Origin of the sequence: Paenibacillus sp. FSL H8-0332 (genome assembly GCF_037963835.1) — a bacterium.
In the GTDB taxonomy this organism is placed as follows: Bacteria; Bacillota; Bacilli; order Paenibacillales; family Paenibacillaceae; genus Paenibacillus_AQ; species Paenibacillus_AQ rhizoplanae.
Genome location: NZ_CP150145.1, coordinates 2,990,900 through 3,005,119, shown reverse-complemented (window position 1 = coordinate 3,005,119; position 14,220 = coordinate 2,990,900). Strand labels below are relative to the sequence as shown.

Below are 14,220 nucleotides of genomic sequence, written 5' to 3'. Positions count from 1 at the left end.
CTCCTAAAGGGTTATAGGGATCACTTCATGAATCCTGCGTCTAATTAAGCTATCTCAGCTTCTTCATCCTCCAGCCGCACGGATACGAGCTTGGATACGCCGCCTTCCTCCATCGTCACGCCATAGAGCACATCGGCTTCCTCCATCGTTCCCTTGCGGTGGGTCACTACGATGAACTGCGTCTGCTCCGAGAACTCGCGCAGGTACTGGGCGAAGCGTACCACATTGGCTTCATCCAGTGCCGCTTCCACCTCATCCAGCACGCAGAACGGTACCGGCTTGACTTGCAGAATGGCGAACAGGAGAGCCATCGCGGTCAAGGCGCGTTCCCCGCCGGAGAGAAGCTGGAGATTCTGCAGCTTCTTGCCCGGCGGCTGGGCGACGATATCAATTCCTGTATCGAGCATATGCTCGGGGTCCAGCAGCTGCAGATCTGCCCGGCCGCCGCCGAACAGCTTCGTGAACACTGTACCGAACTCGCGGCGGATGGCATCGAAGGTCTGCTTGAAGCGCTTCGACATCTCCTCTTCCATCTCATGGATCACATGATACAGCGTTGTTTTGGCTTCCACCAGATCATCCTTTTGCCCGCTGAGAAAAGTATACCGCTCATGCACCCGCTGATACTCTTCAATCGCGCCCAGGTTGACCTCGCCCAGACCGGAGATGCTACGCTTCAGACGCTGCACCTCCAGCTGTGCCGCAGGCACATCCTCCGGTACCGGATAACGCTGCTTCGCCAGCTCGTAGCTGAGCTCATAGTCATCGCTCAGCTTCCGGAGGATATTGTCCAGCTCCACATCGAGCCGGCCAACGGCAACCTCCGTGGAACGGAGCTTGTCTTCAACCGCCCGGAGCGCCTGCCGCTGGTCTTTGGTCTCGCCTTCGGCCAGCTCCAGCTTGCGCGAGATCGCCGCGCGGTCGGCACGGGCCAGGTCAAGCCTCGCAGACGTATCTTCCTTGCTCAGCCGCAGACTGTTGACCTCTTCCTTCTGCTTCACGGTCTCCCGTGCATTCTCTTCCAGATCCTGCTCGATGGTCATAAGCAGGCTGCGGCTCTGGCGCAGCTCCTTCTCCTGGGAGCCGGCATCCTGCCTCATCCGGCGAAGCTGCTCCTCCAGCGAGAAGATCTCCTGATCCAGCTTGCCCTCCGTGACCTTCATCCCGGTCAGCTTGCCCTGCAGCTCTTCCTTGGCCGATTCATTCGCTTTGCGGTCCGATTCGGCACTGCGGATCGCCGCATGCGCCTCCTGCTCTTCCTTCTCCAGCCGGGCCAGCTCAGCTTCGGCCTGCTTGCGGGTCTCGTCCAGCCCCCGCGCCTCATGCTCGAAGCCGCTGCGCTCCGCGCCTGCGCCCTCTACCTGTTCCTGCACATGCCGCAGCTCCTGCTCCAGCTGCTTCAGATCGCCGGATACACGCTGTTCCTCCAGACGCTTCTCGTCACCGTCATGCCGCAGCTCCTCCAGCTTCTGAGAAGCCTTGTCCTGTTCGGCGCGCAAGCGGCTGATTCCCTGCATCAGCTTGGCAATCTGCTGCTCGCTTTCCTCAATCTCACCGGAGAGCTGGTCAAGCTGCCGCTTGCGGCTAAGCAAGCTGTTGTTCTTCTTATGCTGGCTGCCGCCTGTCATCGAACCGCCTGCGTTCACCACATCGCCTTCAAGCGTAACCACTCTGTAGCGGTACTGGCATTTGGCCGCAATGCGGTTCGCCTGCTCCAGACTCTCAGCGATCACGACATTGCCGAGCAAGCTTCCGATAATGCTTCCATACTTCTCTTCATAGCCGACCAGCTCCGAACCGATGCCGACAAACCCTTCGGCACCTTGCACCAAGCTGCGGTCACTGCCGGTAATCTGCCGGGGCCGGATAACATCCAGCGGCAGGAAGGTCGCCCGCCCGAGCTGACGCTGCTTCAGGAAAGCAATCGCCTGCCGGGACACCGCCTCATTCTCCATGACCACATGCTGCAAGGAAGCGCCCATCGCGGTCTCAATCGCCATTTCCAGCTTCTCGGGAACGGAGATCAACTCGGCAACTGCGCCGTGTACACCGCTTACCTGTCCTTTGCGCGCGCCTTTCAGCACCTCTTTGACCCCAAGCATGAAGCCGTCAAAATCATCCTGCATTTCCTTCATCGTCTCATGCCGGGAGACCTGGGCTTCGCGCTTCTGTTCCCATTTGCGCAGGCCGCTCTGCGTTTCTTCGAGCAGCTTCTGCCGTTTACCGGTCTGCTCGCTCTCCGTAATGTACGCGCCGCGCAGCAGGCCGATCTCCTTGCCGAGCGCGGTAATCTTATCCTTCAGCCCTGCTTGGGCGGAGACCAGCTCCTCCAGCCGGGCTGTCCACTTGCCGCTCTCTTCCTGGCTGCGGCTCATTCGCCGCTCCAGGCTCTCTTTCTGCTGATCCGCATAGCGGATCTCGTTGCGCGCCTGGGCCATCAGGTTCATCAGCTCAAGCAAAGCGCTTTTCAGCTTCTCTTCCTTGCTCTGGCTAATACCACCGGCCACACCCTGCAGGTTCGATTCCTCATCCGCAAGCTGTGCCCGCAGCTCCTCCAGTGCTTGTCTGGCCTGCTTCAGCTTATGCTCCAGCTCGGCCAGCTCGCGCTGCCGCCCCTCGGAACGTTCCCCTACAGAACCCAGAGTCTGCATAAGCTGTTCCCGGTTCTGCTCCAGATTCCTGCGGCGCTCCTTCAGCAGCTCTCCGTAGCCTTCACTCTTCTCGTTGGCTTCGCTGCTGCGCAGCAGCAGCTCCTGCAGCTTCTCCACTTCCTGCTCCAGATTACGCAGCTCGGCCCGGCCGCTCTCCAGCTTGGCATCATGGGCAGAGACTACAGTGGACAGCTCCAGCTGCTCCGTCTTAAGCACCTCCAGGCGGGCGTTACCCTCCTGCCAGGATGTATGTATGCCTTCGATCTGATGCACATATACGGAAATCTCCAGAACTTTGAGTTGCTCACGCAGCTCCTTATAGCGGAGTGCCTTCTCGGACTGGTCCTTCAGCGGTCCCACCTGATCCTCAAGCTCACTGATCAGGTCATGAATCCGCAGCAAATTCTGCTCGGTCTCGTCGAGCTTGCGGCCGGCATCTTTTTTACGTGATTTATATTTAACAATACCTGAAGCCTCTTCAAAGATCCCCCTCCGGTCTTCAGAACGGGTACTAAGAATCTCTTCAATCCGGCCTTGTCCAATAATCGAATAGGCTTCACGGCCAATGCCGGTATCCATGAACAGCTCTGTGATATCTTTCAGCCTGCAAGCCTGCTTATTGATCAGATATTCACTGTCTCCGCTGCGGTGGACACGCCGGGTCACGGTCACCTCGCTGAAATCCAGCGGCAGCACATGATCCTCGTTATCCAGTGTCAGCGAAACTTCGCCGTAATTGACCGCCTTGCGGGCATCGCTTCCGGCAAATATAATATCCTCCATCTTGCCGCCGCGCAGGGACTTGGCACTCTGCTCCCCAAGCACCCAGCGTATGCCGTCGGATATATTGCTTTTGCCGCTTCCGTTCGGGCCGACTACAGCCGTAATGCCGCGCACAAATTCCATCTCCGTTTTGTCGGCAAATGATTTGAAGCCCGCTAATTCAATCCGTTTCAGAAACATAACTCGCCAATCACCTCTGACCCATTATACCATAGTGTTTTCTTGCCAAAACACCCCCACAAAGGGGTGCACCTGCTTCGATGTTTACTCAAGTACTTTGTGGTTACCCCAAAACATATAATTTCTGATATTCCGAAAAAGAGCAGCAAAAGTCTGACTTCCGCCGATATCGCCGGCATTCAGACCATTGCTGCTCTACTCCGCTTCTACTCGTTCAAATATACCTTCAAGCGCCGTCTTCCTTCAGAAGCAATAACGCCGCGGCCGCGGCCTGCTGCTCCGCTTCCTTCTTGGAGCGGCCGCTGCCACTGCCGAGTGAACGGCTGGCCATATAGACTTCAGAGACGAACTCACGCTCGTGCGCCGGACCGCGTTCTTCAATAATCCGGTATTCCAGCGTACCCATGCCATGATGCTGTATCAGTTCCTGAAGCTCTGTCTTGAAATCGCTCATCTGCATTTGCAGCTTACCGTCGGTCTCAACCAGCGGGAATACGTGATTATCCAGAAATCTCCGGGCCGTTTCCAGGCCTTGATCGAGATAGAGCGCTCCCACGAAGGCTTCGAACACATCGGCCAGCAGAGCCGGGCGGGTACGCCCGCCCGTCAGCTCTTCCCCTTTTCCCAGCAGTACGAATCGCCCGAAGCCCAAGGTTTCGGCGAAACGGACCAGCGACGGCTCACACACAATCGCCGCACGCAGCTTGGTCAGTTCACCCTCGGGTCTGTCCGGGAGCAGATTGTACAGATATTCGGACACCGTCAGCTCAAGCACCGCATCACCCAGGAACTCAAGGCGCTCGTTATCCTGATGCTGATTGAACCGGTGTTCGTTCACATAGGATGCATGGGTAAAGGCCTGCTTCAGAAGTACAGGATCGTGAAATTGGATTTGAAGTTGGCTTTGTAACTGCTTCAGGTCTCCTTTCACTGCACTGTCTCCCCTTACTTATTATATTTTTTGAGAATAACGGTCGCGTTATGCCCTCCGAAGCCGAAGGAATTCGACATTGCGATGTTAAGCTCAGCCTTACGCGGCACATTCGGAACATAGTCCAAATCGCAGTCCGGGTCAGGGTTGTCCAGATTGATGGTAGGAGCAATCATGCCCTTCTGCAGGGACAGCCCGCAGATAATCGCTTCCACACCGCCGGCAGCACCAAGCAAGTGGCCTGTCATTGATTTGGTCGAGCTGATCGCTACCTTGTACGCATGCTCTCCAAGCGCCTTCTTCACAGCGGCTGTCTCCGATTTGTCGCCTACCGGTGTAGATGTGCCATGCGCATTGATGTAGTCGATATCCTCAGCATTAATTCCGGCATCACGAATCGCCATCTTCATGCAGCGTGCTGCACCGTCAGGATCAGGCTCTGTCATGTGATGGGCATCGGCGCTAAGGCCATATCCGATCACTTCAGCATATATCTTGGCTCCGCGCTTCTCGGCGTGTTCCAGGGATTCGAGAATCAGGATTCCCGCACCCTCGCCCATGACGAAACCGTCACGGCCCACATCAAACGGGCGGCTGGCCTTCTCCGGCTCATCATTACGGGTAGACATGGCTCTCATTGCACAAAAGCCTGCCATTCCTGTAGGGCGAATGGTCGCTTCCGCACCGCCGCAGATCATTGCATCCGCATCACCGCGCTGGATCAGACGGAAGGATTCCCCGACGGAGTGACTACCTGTAGCACAAGCGGTTACTGTCGTTGTATTCGGTCCCTTGGCACCGAGATTGATTGACAGCTGGCCGGAGCCCATGTTGGCAATCATCATAGGAATGAAGAACGGGCTGACCCGCTTCGGGCCTTTTTCGAGCAGCAGGTTGTGGTTATCTTCCCATGTGCCCAGGCCGCCGATTCCAGAACCGACTGATACCCCGATCCGCTCTGCATCGATATCTTCACCAATCGTAAGTCCGCTGTCCTTCAGTGCATCTTCACCGGCAGCAACCGCGAATTGTACGAACCGGTCCATCTTACGGGCTTCCTTGCGGCCAAAGCGTGCTTCCGCATCGAAATCCTTAACCGAAGAAGCAATTCGTGTTGGATATTCACTGACGTCAAAAGCTTCAACCAGGGATACTCCGGACTTGCCGCTCATGAGGTTATCCCAGAACGTCTCAAGATCCTTACCCAGCGAAGTCATCACACCCATACCTGTTATAACCACTCTATGATTCAAACATAATCACCCCGTCTGTAGGCTGTGTACCTCTACAACTTGTAAACGAAACACGCCAGATGTCTATATAAACTGCAGTCGCCGCAGGATTAGTTAATCTGCGGTTCTCTTATTATCACTGTAAAATGAGGAGAAGTCCCGCCCTGGCAGGAACGGGACCCTCAATCATATGACTCTAGGTATGAGATTGTATGTACTTCACAACTTCACCCACGGTCGTAATTCTCTCTGCATCTTCATCAGAGATTTCCATATCAAATTCATCTTCCAATTCCATTACCAATTCTACTACATCAAGAGAATCAGCACCTAAATCATCTTTGAAAGACGCTTCTAATGTTACCTCTGCTTCATCGGCACCTAAGCGGTCGATGACAATGCGTGTTACACGCTCTAATACATCGGACATCCGGTTCACCTCCTCTTTTGGTATTATACGAGATATGAAGTCAAAATACCATAGAGCATAAAAAACGCTGCCCTGGCCGCCTCTGTCCATCTTCCCCCGTAATGATTTTAGCCTGCGAAGCCTTACATGTACATTCCGCCATCCACATGAAGCGTCTGGCCTGTCATGTAGGCTGCCCCTTCCGAAGCCAGGAATACCGCCGCATTCGCAATGTCCTCCGCCCGCCCAAGCTCTCCCAAGGGAATCCCCTTGATCAGCTCGCTGCGAACCTCATCGGACAACTCGCGGGTCATGTCGGTATCAATAAAGCCCGGCGCGATGCAGTTCACGGTAATTCCACGCGCCGACAGCTCGCGGGCCGCAGACTTCGTCATTCCGATTACACCCGCCTTGGCGGCAGTATAGTTCACCTGTCCGGGATTCCCCGTCACGCCAACGACCGAGGAAATATTGATGATCCGGCCATAACGCTGCTTCATCATCGGGCGGGTCACTGCCTTCAGGCAGTTGAATACGCCCTTCAGATTCGTCTCGATGACCTGATCGAATTCTTCCTCTTTCATACGCATGATCAGATTGTCCCGGGTAATGCCCGCATTGTTCACCAGAATATCGATTTTTCCCCAGGCCTGGATAACCTCTTTGACCAGGTTTTCGGCGTCACTGCTGCGGCCGACATTCCCCTGCAGAGCGATTCCTTCCGAGCCCAGCTCTTGAATCCGGGCTACGGTCTCTTCGGCAGCCTGAAGGCTGCCGGAATAGTTCACGGCCACCTTCACGCCATGTGCAGCGAGTGCCAAGGCAATGCTGCGGCCGATCCCCCGGGACCCTCCGGTTACAAGGGCGGTCTGACCTTTTAGTGCTGCAAACATGCTATGTTGTCCCCCTTCGATAATCATGCGGCTATGGTTAGGACAAGCGGCTTACCAGCCAGCCTGTACACTCTCCAGACTGTTGATATTCACAACCTTGACATTCCTGTCAATCTTGCGGATCAGGCCAGCCAGCACACTGCCGGAGCCAATCTCTACAAATGTATCTACTCCTGCGCCAATGAGCCATTCCACGCTATCCTGCCAGAGTACCGGAGAATATACCTGTTCTACCAGCAGCTTGCGGATTTCTTCCGGGTCTGTTACCGGAGCAGCGGTCACATTGACCACTACCGGCATAGCAGGAGCATTAAAAGTTACCTTCGACAGCTCGGCAGCCAGCCGATCAGCCGCACCCTTCATTAATGAAGAGTGGAACGGCCCGCTAACCTCCAGCGGAATAGCCCGTTTGCCCCCGGCTTCCTTCACACGCTGGACCACCTCACCGACACCGGCCACGGAACCGGAGACCACAATCTGTCCAGGACAATTGACATTGGCCAGTTCAACCGGAGTACCCGCCGCTGTAATACTGCGGCATAATTCCGTAAGCGCGTCGCGACCTGCTCCAAGCACTGCTGCCATGGCCCCCTGTCCTCCGGGTACTGCTTCTTCCATGAATTGTCCGCGCAGGCGGACCAGCCTTACAGCATCTTCATAGGACAGCACACCGGCTGCCACAAGAGCACTATATTCGCCAAGACTGTGGCCTGCCACATAATCCGGCGCAATCTGAAGGCCGCTCAGCGCTTCCAGATAAGCCACACTGGCTGTAACCAGTGCCGGCTGAGTGTTCACCGTCTGCTTAAGCTCGCTGTCCGGCCCTTCAAACACAAGCGTGCTCAGCGGAAATCCAAGCACCTCGTCACCCTTTTCAAAGACCGCACGGCTCTGAGGCAATGCTTCATATACATCCTTACCCATACCAACTGCCTGTGCACCCTGACCGGGAAAGACAAATGCGATTTTGCTCATGAGGTATACAGCTCCTTCCCGTTAGCTGCAGCTCCGCCGCGTACTTGACGCCGAAGCTGAGCTGCATCGTATCTATTATGGATTCCTGTTATTTATTTAGTAATGCCCCGATTCTTACCAGATCAGCACAGAAGCGCCCCAGGTAAGTCCGCCGCCGAAGCCGACCATAAGCACAGCGTCGCCTGCCTTCATCCGGCCTTCCTCGGCTGCTTCTACAAGAGCCAGCGGAATGGAGGCCGCGGAGGTATTCGCGTATTTATCAACGTTGACAACAACCTTCTCCGGCGGCAGATCCAGACGCTGCATAGCGGATTGAATAATCCGGATGTTGGCCTGATGCGGCACGAACAAGTCGATATTCTCCTTAGACAACCCCGCCTTGGTAAGCACACGCTCTGTGGCCGATCCCATGACGCGTACCGCGAACTTGAAGACCTCACGGCCATTCATATAAATGAAGTGTTTCTTGTCTTCTACGGTCTGCTGGGAAGCCGGCAGACGCGAGCCGCCCGCTTCAAGATTAAGCAAGCTGCCGCCAGAGCCTTCCGCCCCCAGATCAAAGGACTGGAAGCCGCGTCCTTCCGGAACCTCGCCGACGATTACCGCACCGGCACCGTCACCGAACAGCACACAGGTATTGCGGTCTGTATAGTCTGTAATACGCGACAACGTATCCGCGCCGATCACCAGCGCATTGTTATACATTCCATTCTGGATAAAGCCCGTTGCCGTAGCCAGGCTGTAGACGAAGCCGGAGCAGGCGGCCGACAGGTCAAAAGCGGCTGCGTTCTTGGCTCCCAGCTTGTCCTGAAGAATGCAGGCCGTGGACGGGAAAGCACTGTCAGGTGTAACCGTAGCTACAATGATCAGATCGAGCTCCTCAGCCTTCATGCCTGCGGATTCCAGCGCCTTCAGGGCCGCTTCATAGGCCAGATCAGAGGTGGCCTGTTCCGGGGCCGCAATATGCCGTTCCCGGATTCCCGTGCGGCTGACAATCCATTCATCGTTCGTTTCGACGATCTTCTCCAGATCGCTGTTGGTTAATATTCTCTCAGGTACATATTTCCCAGTCCCAATAATTCCTACCGGACGTAATTGTCTCATGTCTTCACTCACTTCCCGCTAATTTCCTTCGATATACTGGGCACCAGATCAGCCTTCAGTGCAATCCGTGCCTGTCTTACCGCATTCTTCACCGCATTGCCGTCGGACGAACCATGCCCTTTCACTACCAGGCCGCTAAGACCGAGCAGCGGTGCTCCGCCGTGCTCCTTATAATCCATCTTGCCCTTCAGGCTTCTAAGCTCCGGCATCAGGATGGCCGCCCCCAGCTTCGTCTTAAGCGATTTGCTGAACTGCTCCTTCAGCAGGGAGAACATCGCGCCAGCCGTTCCTTCCAGCGTCTTCAGAAGTATATTACCGGCGAAGCCGTCACAGACCAGCACATCGCAGCTTCCGGTGAGCACATCGCGCGCTTCCACATTGCCGACAAAATGAATACCCTGCAGCGCCTCCAGGAGCGGATAGGCTTCCTTGGTCAATTCATTTCCCTTGCCCGGCTCAGCCCCGACGTTCAGCAGGCCTACCCGGGGCTTCGCAATACCGTGCACTTTGTTGCGATATATGCTGCCGATCAAGGCATACTGTGCCAGATGCTGCGGCTTGGCATCCATATTGGCGCCAAGATCCAGGGCCAGTACACCGACATCATCCAGCGTCGGAATCATCGGAGCCAGTGCCGGCCGTTCGATCCCTTCCATTCTTCCGACTACGAGAAGTCCTGTAGTCATCAGCGCTCCGGTATTCCCGGAGGAGATCATGGCATCAGCCTCACCCTCGCGGACCATCCGTCCGGCTACGACCATGGATGAGTCCTTTTTGCGGCGGACCGCCTTCACCGGCTCTTCATCCGAACCGATCACATCCCCCGCATGACGTACGGTAACGTTGGAGGGCTTAGTCTTCAGCAGCGGCCCAAGCCGCGCTTCATCGCCGACCAGCACGATCTCTATATCACTCCACTCCGCAGCCGCTGCCAGCGCGCCTTCCACATTACATTCAGGAGCATTGTCCCCGCCCATGGCATCAATGGCGATCCGCACTCCGGTTTCCCCCTTCGCTGTACTCTTCAGTTGCTGAACGATACACTATAAAATGGCCTTGAAATACCAGCTCTTCCCCGACATATGTAAACACATCTACTTCAGCTTTGCCGTTCCGGCCCGCAAGTGACCGCACCTGCGCCTTGGCAATGCATTTCTCGCCCAGCCTGACCATGCGCACAAACCGGATATCAGCCGAAGCCGTTAAGGCAATCTCATCATTTATAATGGCTACTGCCAGCGAATTCGCCTGACCGAAGACGTAGTGGCCCCGGGCAATCCCGTTGCGGGAGAACACATGCTCATCCCGGATCTCGAAGATCGAGATCCCGCTCCGGTCCAGCTGCAGATCCACAATATCACCGACCACTTCATCGGCTGGCAGGGAACGCACCTGATCATAGGAATGCTCCGCCATTTGCTTCATCCGCTCACGCAGCTCCGGAATCCCCAGTTCCAGCCGGTCCAGCCGGATCGTCTGGATACTAACCTTCAGCTGGCGGGTCAACTCCCGGTCTGTTACAAACGGGTTCCCTTCAATTATAGCCAGCAGCTGCTGCTGGCGTTCTTTCTTGGACATCCGCTCGATAGCGGCTCACCTCCCGGCACAGTCCTGATGTGCAGCATCCGGCCCGTAAGAGTGGCCGCTGTAGTTACGATTCTCTATTATTCCTTACCATTTAGAACCAGGTACTAATATGTAGTATATAGCATGCCGCATCAAAAATAAAGCTTTGGCTTGAAAAGCGCCTGAAACCCGTGCTTTGCAAGGCTTGGCCGCTCCGTCCCCAGCTTCATTTTCCCCATAAAAATAGCACTCCACCGGCAGATGAAGTGCTACTCTTATGTGCAAACTATTGTTTGATGATTTCTCTTGCTTTGTATGTTCCGCAAACTTTACATACGTGGTGGGAAAGCTTCAGCTCTCCGCATTGTTCGCATTTCACCATACCTGGAACTACCAGTTTAAAGTGAGTACGACGCTTGTCACGGCGAGTCTTGGACGTTCTGCGTTGTGGTACTGCCATTGTTAGACACCTCCTGATTGTGTGTAACCCAAGTGGACTTGGGATTTGTGCTTAGTCATCTTGCTTGGTAAAGAATCCTTTCAACGCAGCGAGTCTTGGATCGATCACTGTGTTGTCGCAACTGCAGGTGCCTTCGTTCAAGTTCTGTCCGCATTTCTGACAAAGACCAAGACAGTCTGCCTTGCACAATACCGAATCCGGTAAGTGCAGTACGAAATTTTCTTCCACATACGGGATAAGATCCACAATCTCATCTTTGATGTAAATGAGTTTCTCATCATCATCTTCCGGAAGAATTGGCTGTTTAAGCCACTTGAAGGTCTCAGCGAAAGGAATGTTCAGCTTACTCTTGACCTCCGTGAGACAACGTGAACATAACATGTCCACTTCTCCACTCAGTGTTCCCACCACGTTCACACTATCGGTTCCCGCGGGCAGCGCTTTAAGGTCTACTGAGAGTGGTGCAACAGCAAGTATATCCTTGCGCCCTGTGACAACCTCACTGACATCCACAACATCGTGGAGGACCAGAGGCTCGTCGGCATTCGCTAATTTGCGAAAGTGAATGTTCATTGATATCACTCCAAACAAACAAAATTTATTATACCTATTATTACCTGACTTTGTCAACCACTTTCCCTTTATATTGTTTCAGGGGGCGTGACAATTTATGATATACATTATAGATTCCAGAATGGGGCGTGAAGCAACTGTGGCAACTGTAGGTATTATAGCCGAATATAACCCTTTACATAACGGGCATGTCCATCATTTCACCGAGGCCAAAAGAATATCGGGAGCGGACCGCTCTGTTGTCATTATGAGCGGACCGTTCACCCAGCGCGGCGAGCCGGCGGCGGTCAGCAAGCGCGCCCGCACCGAGATGGCGCTGCATATGGGCGCCGACCTGGTCATTGAGCTGCCGGTGGCGTATGCCGTCCAGCCGGCGGAATGGTTCGCCTTCGGAGCGGTATCCCTGCTGGAGGCGACCGGCGTCGTCGACAGCCTGTGCTTCGGCTCCGAAGCAGGCACTTTGGGGGTGCTGCTGCCTCTGGCCGGCTTCCTGGCCGAAGAGAGCAGCGCGCTTAAGGAGGAGATCCGCGCACGCCTCTCTGAGGGCGCGGGATTCCCCGCCGCCTACAGTGCAGCGGCGGCGGCGGCCTGGAAGGGGACTCCCGGTTGGAACGGGAGTCCTGAAGAAGCCGAGGCGCTGCTGCGGCAGCCCAACAACAGCCTCGGCTTGCACTACCTGATCGCGCTAAGGCGGCTCGGCAGCGCGATCAAGCCCTTGACCGTGCCGCGCACCGGCGCGGGCTTCCACGACCCGCTGGAGGGCGGGTCGGCCATTGCCAGTGCAACAGCCATACGCAGGCTGTTGCAGGAGGGCGGATCACCGGCGGCTTACATGCCGGAGTACAGCCTGTCCATCCTGGAGCGGGAGCGCGCAGCAGGCCGGGGCCCGGTGCTGCTCGAAGACTTCGCGGGGCCGTTGCGCCATGTGCTCTCCACGCGCTCCGCTGCGGAGCTGCATAGTGTACAAGACATGAACGAAGGCCTGGAGAACCGGCTGCTCCGCAGCCTGCCACAGCTGGACAAGTTCACCGTCAGCGGGCTGCTGCAGGAGCTCAAGAGCAGACGGTATACCCTTACCCGGCTCCAGCGTCTCCTGCTCCACACCCTGCTGAACCACAGCAAAGCAGAGCTGTCCCCCTCCGTTCTCTCCCGGGGACCCGGCTACATAAGGGTTCTCGGCTTCCGCGAGAGCGGCCGGGAGCTGCTGAAGCAGATGAAGCAGACAGCGGCGCTTCCGGTGATTACAAGTCCTGCCCGCTATACCCATCCCATGCTGGAGCGGGACCTCCAGGCGGCGGCTGTGTTCGCCGGGGCTTATGCCGACCCGCTGCGCAGCGATCTGTACAGCGATTATCTCGAGCCGCCGGTCAGGATCTGAAGACCGGCAGCTCCTCCATGTATTTCAGGGCATCGGGTAGCGTTGAGACAGGAATCAGTTTCATCTTTGTACCGATTTGTTCCGCTTTGGCCTTGGCCTCGTCATAATTCTTGAGCGGAACAAAGAAGATCTCCGCACCCTTACGGTCGGCCGCTACAATCTTATGCTTCACACCGCCGATTGGCCCCACGTTCCCCTCCGCATCTATCGTACCCGTGCCGGCTACCTTCCGGCCCTTGGTGAGATCGCCCGGCGTAAGCCGGTTGTAGATTTCCATGGTGAACATCAGTCCGGCAGAGGGTCCGCCCACGTTAGTATCCACGAAACTGACGGCTTTACCTTCCTCCTTGGGCTCCACCTTTTGAACCGCACCAATAACAACTCCGAAGCCCGGCCGGGCAGCCGCAGCATCTTTATCTTTTACTCCCACCAGCTTGACCTGCTCCTTGATCTCTTTGCCGTCACGCTGAAGTAATACCTCCACGGTATCTCCAATTTGGTGAACGGACAGCAATTTAGACAGCGCGGCTGGATCGGCTGCCTTTTGCCCGCCTACACTGATGATTTTATCCCCCGGCTTGAACCGGTCCTGATTCGCAGCCTCAGGTACGGAGAACACATACAGATAATCCACGACATCCGCATAGGGTACACCCGCAGCATGATAAGCTGCCTGCACGGCATAAGACTGGGAACTATTCATATAGAATACCTGCTCCGCCGCATATTCCTGTTCCGTCTTATCTTGCAGGCGGGTCTCTTTCAATACTACCTCGGCATTAGAGTTGAACACAGAAGCGATTAGAAGAGCCACATTCGCATAGCTTGCAGAGACCGTGGTCATCATGAAGGTCCCCTGCTCCTGGGGATCGGCATTCTCAACCCTGATCATCGGTGCCACCTCGGAGGCGCTTCCCGGCTGATATACAATGTAAGGCGTGTTCATAAAGACCACAACATAGAGAATGACCACGAATGAAAATAAATAGGCTGAAGCGCGGAGGCCTACCCGGCGTTTATACTGCCTCAAGTCTCTTCCCCTTCTTTCCTGCGGCATGATGCCCGGCACTTAGAATGTGGTACCA

General features: G+C 55.7%; 13 protein-coding genes. 1 reads left to right on the top strand and 12 read right to left on the bottom strand.

The features are described from left to right. Nucleotides 1-44 precede the first annotated feature (44 nt). From smc to NST43_RS12935, 11 genes are all read right to left on the bottom strand, one after another. The gene (gene smc, locus NST43_RS12985; protein ID WP_339224795.1) at nucleotides 45-3,614 is read right to left on the bottom strand and encodes a chromosome segregation protein SMC; all 3,570 of its coding nucleotides are present in this window, start codon (nucleotides 3,612-3,614) and stop codon (nucleotides 45-47) included. 226 nt (nucleotides 3,615-3,840) lie between these two features. After that, nucleotides 3,841-4,545, bottom strand: a complete 705-nt coding sequence (rnc, locus tag NST43_RS12980; RefSeq protein ID WP_173126887.1) for a ribonuclease III — start codon at nucleotides 4,543-4,545, stop codon at nucleotides 3,841-3,843. Nucleotides 4,546-4,559: 14 nt separating this feature from the next. Further along, complete coding sequence (fabF, locus tag NST43_RS12975; RefSeq protein WP_339224794.1) at nucleotides 4,560-5,798, bottom strand: beta-ketoacyl-ACP synthase II; 1,239 nt, start codon at nucleotides 5,796-5,798, stop codon at nucleotides 4,560-4,562. A 175-nt stretch (nucleotides 5,799-5,973) separates the two neighbouring features. After that, nucleotides 5,974-6,207, bottom strand: coding sequence for an acyl carrier protein (gene acpP / locus NST43_RS12970; protein ID WP_036694165.1), 234 nt, complete (start codon nucleotides 6,205-6,207; stop codon nucleotides 5,974-5,976). A gap of 122 nt (nucleotides 6,208-6,329) precedes the next feature. Then, a complete protein-coding gene (gene fabG, locus NST43_RS12965) occupies nucleotides 6,330-7,079 on the bottom strand; it encodes a 3-oxoacyl-[acyl-carrier-protein] reductase (RefSeq protein WP_339224793.1) in 750 nt (249 codons plus the stop codon). 51 nt (nucleotides 7,080-7,130) lie between these two features. Then, a complete protein-coding gene (fabD, locus tag NST43_RS12960) occupies nucleotides 7,131-8,054 on the bottom strand; it encodes an ACP S-malonyltransferase (RefSeq protein WP_339224792.1) in 924 nt (307 codons plus the stop codon). 114 nt (nucleotides 8,055-8,168) lie between these two features. Beyond that, nucleotides 8,169-9,158 (bottom strand): beta-ketoacyl-ACP synthase III, encoded by a 990-nt coding sequence (locus NST43_RS12955; RefSeq protein ID WP_155991613.1) that lies wholly within the window; start codon nucleotides 9,156-9,158, stop codon nucleotides 8,169-8,171. Between the two features lie 8 nt (nucleotides 9,159-9,166). Continuing rightward, nucleotides 9,167-10,156 carry a phosphate acyltransferase PlsX gene (gene plsX, locus NST43_RS12950; protein ID WP_036694171.1) on the bottom strand — a complete coding sequence of 330 codons (990 nt, stop codon included), beginning with the start codon at nucleotides 10,154-10,156 and terminating at the stop codon, nucleotides 9,167-9,169. Next, nucleotides 10,140-10,736, bottom strand: coding sequence for a transcription factor FapR (gene fapR, locus NST43_RS12945; RefSeq protein WP_209986054.1), 597 nt, complete (start codon nucleotides 10,734-10,736; stop codon nucleotides 10,140-10,142). Before fapR ends, plsX begins: the two co-directional genes overlap by 17 nt. A 274-nt stretch (nucleotides 10,737-11,010) precedes the next feature. Then, entirely contained in the window at nucleotides 11,011-11,184 is a 174-nt protein-coding gene (gene rpmF / locus NST43_RS12940; RefSeq protein ID WP_076154019.1) for a 50S ribosomal protein L32, read from the bottom strand. A gap of 51 nt (nucleotides 11,185-11,235) precedes the next feature. After that, nucleotides 11,236-11,757 carry a YceD family protein gene (locus NST43_RS12935; protein WP_209986051.1) on the bottom strand — a complete coding sequence of 174 codons (522 nt, stop codon included), beginning with the start codon at nucleotides 11,755-11,757 and terminating at the stop codon, nucleotides 11,236-11,238. A gap of 139 nt (nucleotides 11,758-11,896) precedes the next feature. Here NST43_RS12935 and NST43_RS12930 point away from each other — a divergent pair, with 139 nt between their 5' ends. Beyond that, nucleotides 11,897-13,135 (top strand): nucleotidyltransferase, encoded by a 1,239-nt coding sequence (locus tag NST43_RS12930; RefSeq protein WP_339225407.1) that lies wholly within the window; start codon nucleotides 11,897-11,899, stop codon nucleotides 13,133-13,135. Here the strand turns inward: NST43_RS12930 and NST43_RS12925 are convergent. Then, a complete protein-coding gene (locus tag NST43_RS12925) occupies nucleotides 13,125-14,165 on the bottom strand; it encodes a PDZ domain-containing protein (protein WP_339224791.1) in 1,041 nt (346 codons plus the stop codon). The two genes, NST43_RS12930 and NST43_RS12925, sit on opposite strands and share 11 nt — an antisense overlap. Nucleotides 14,166-14,220: the final 55 nt, after the last annotated feature.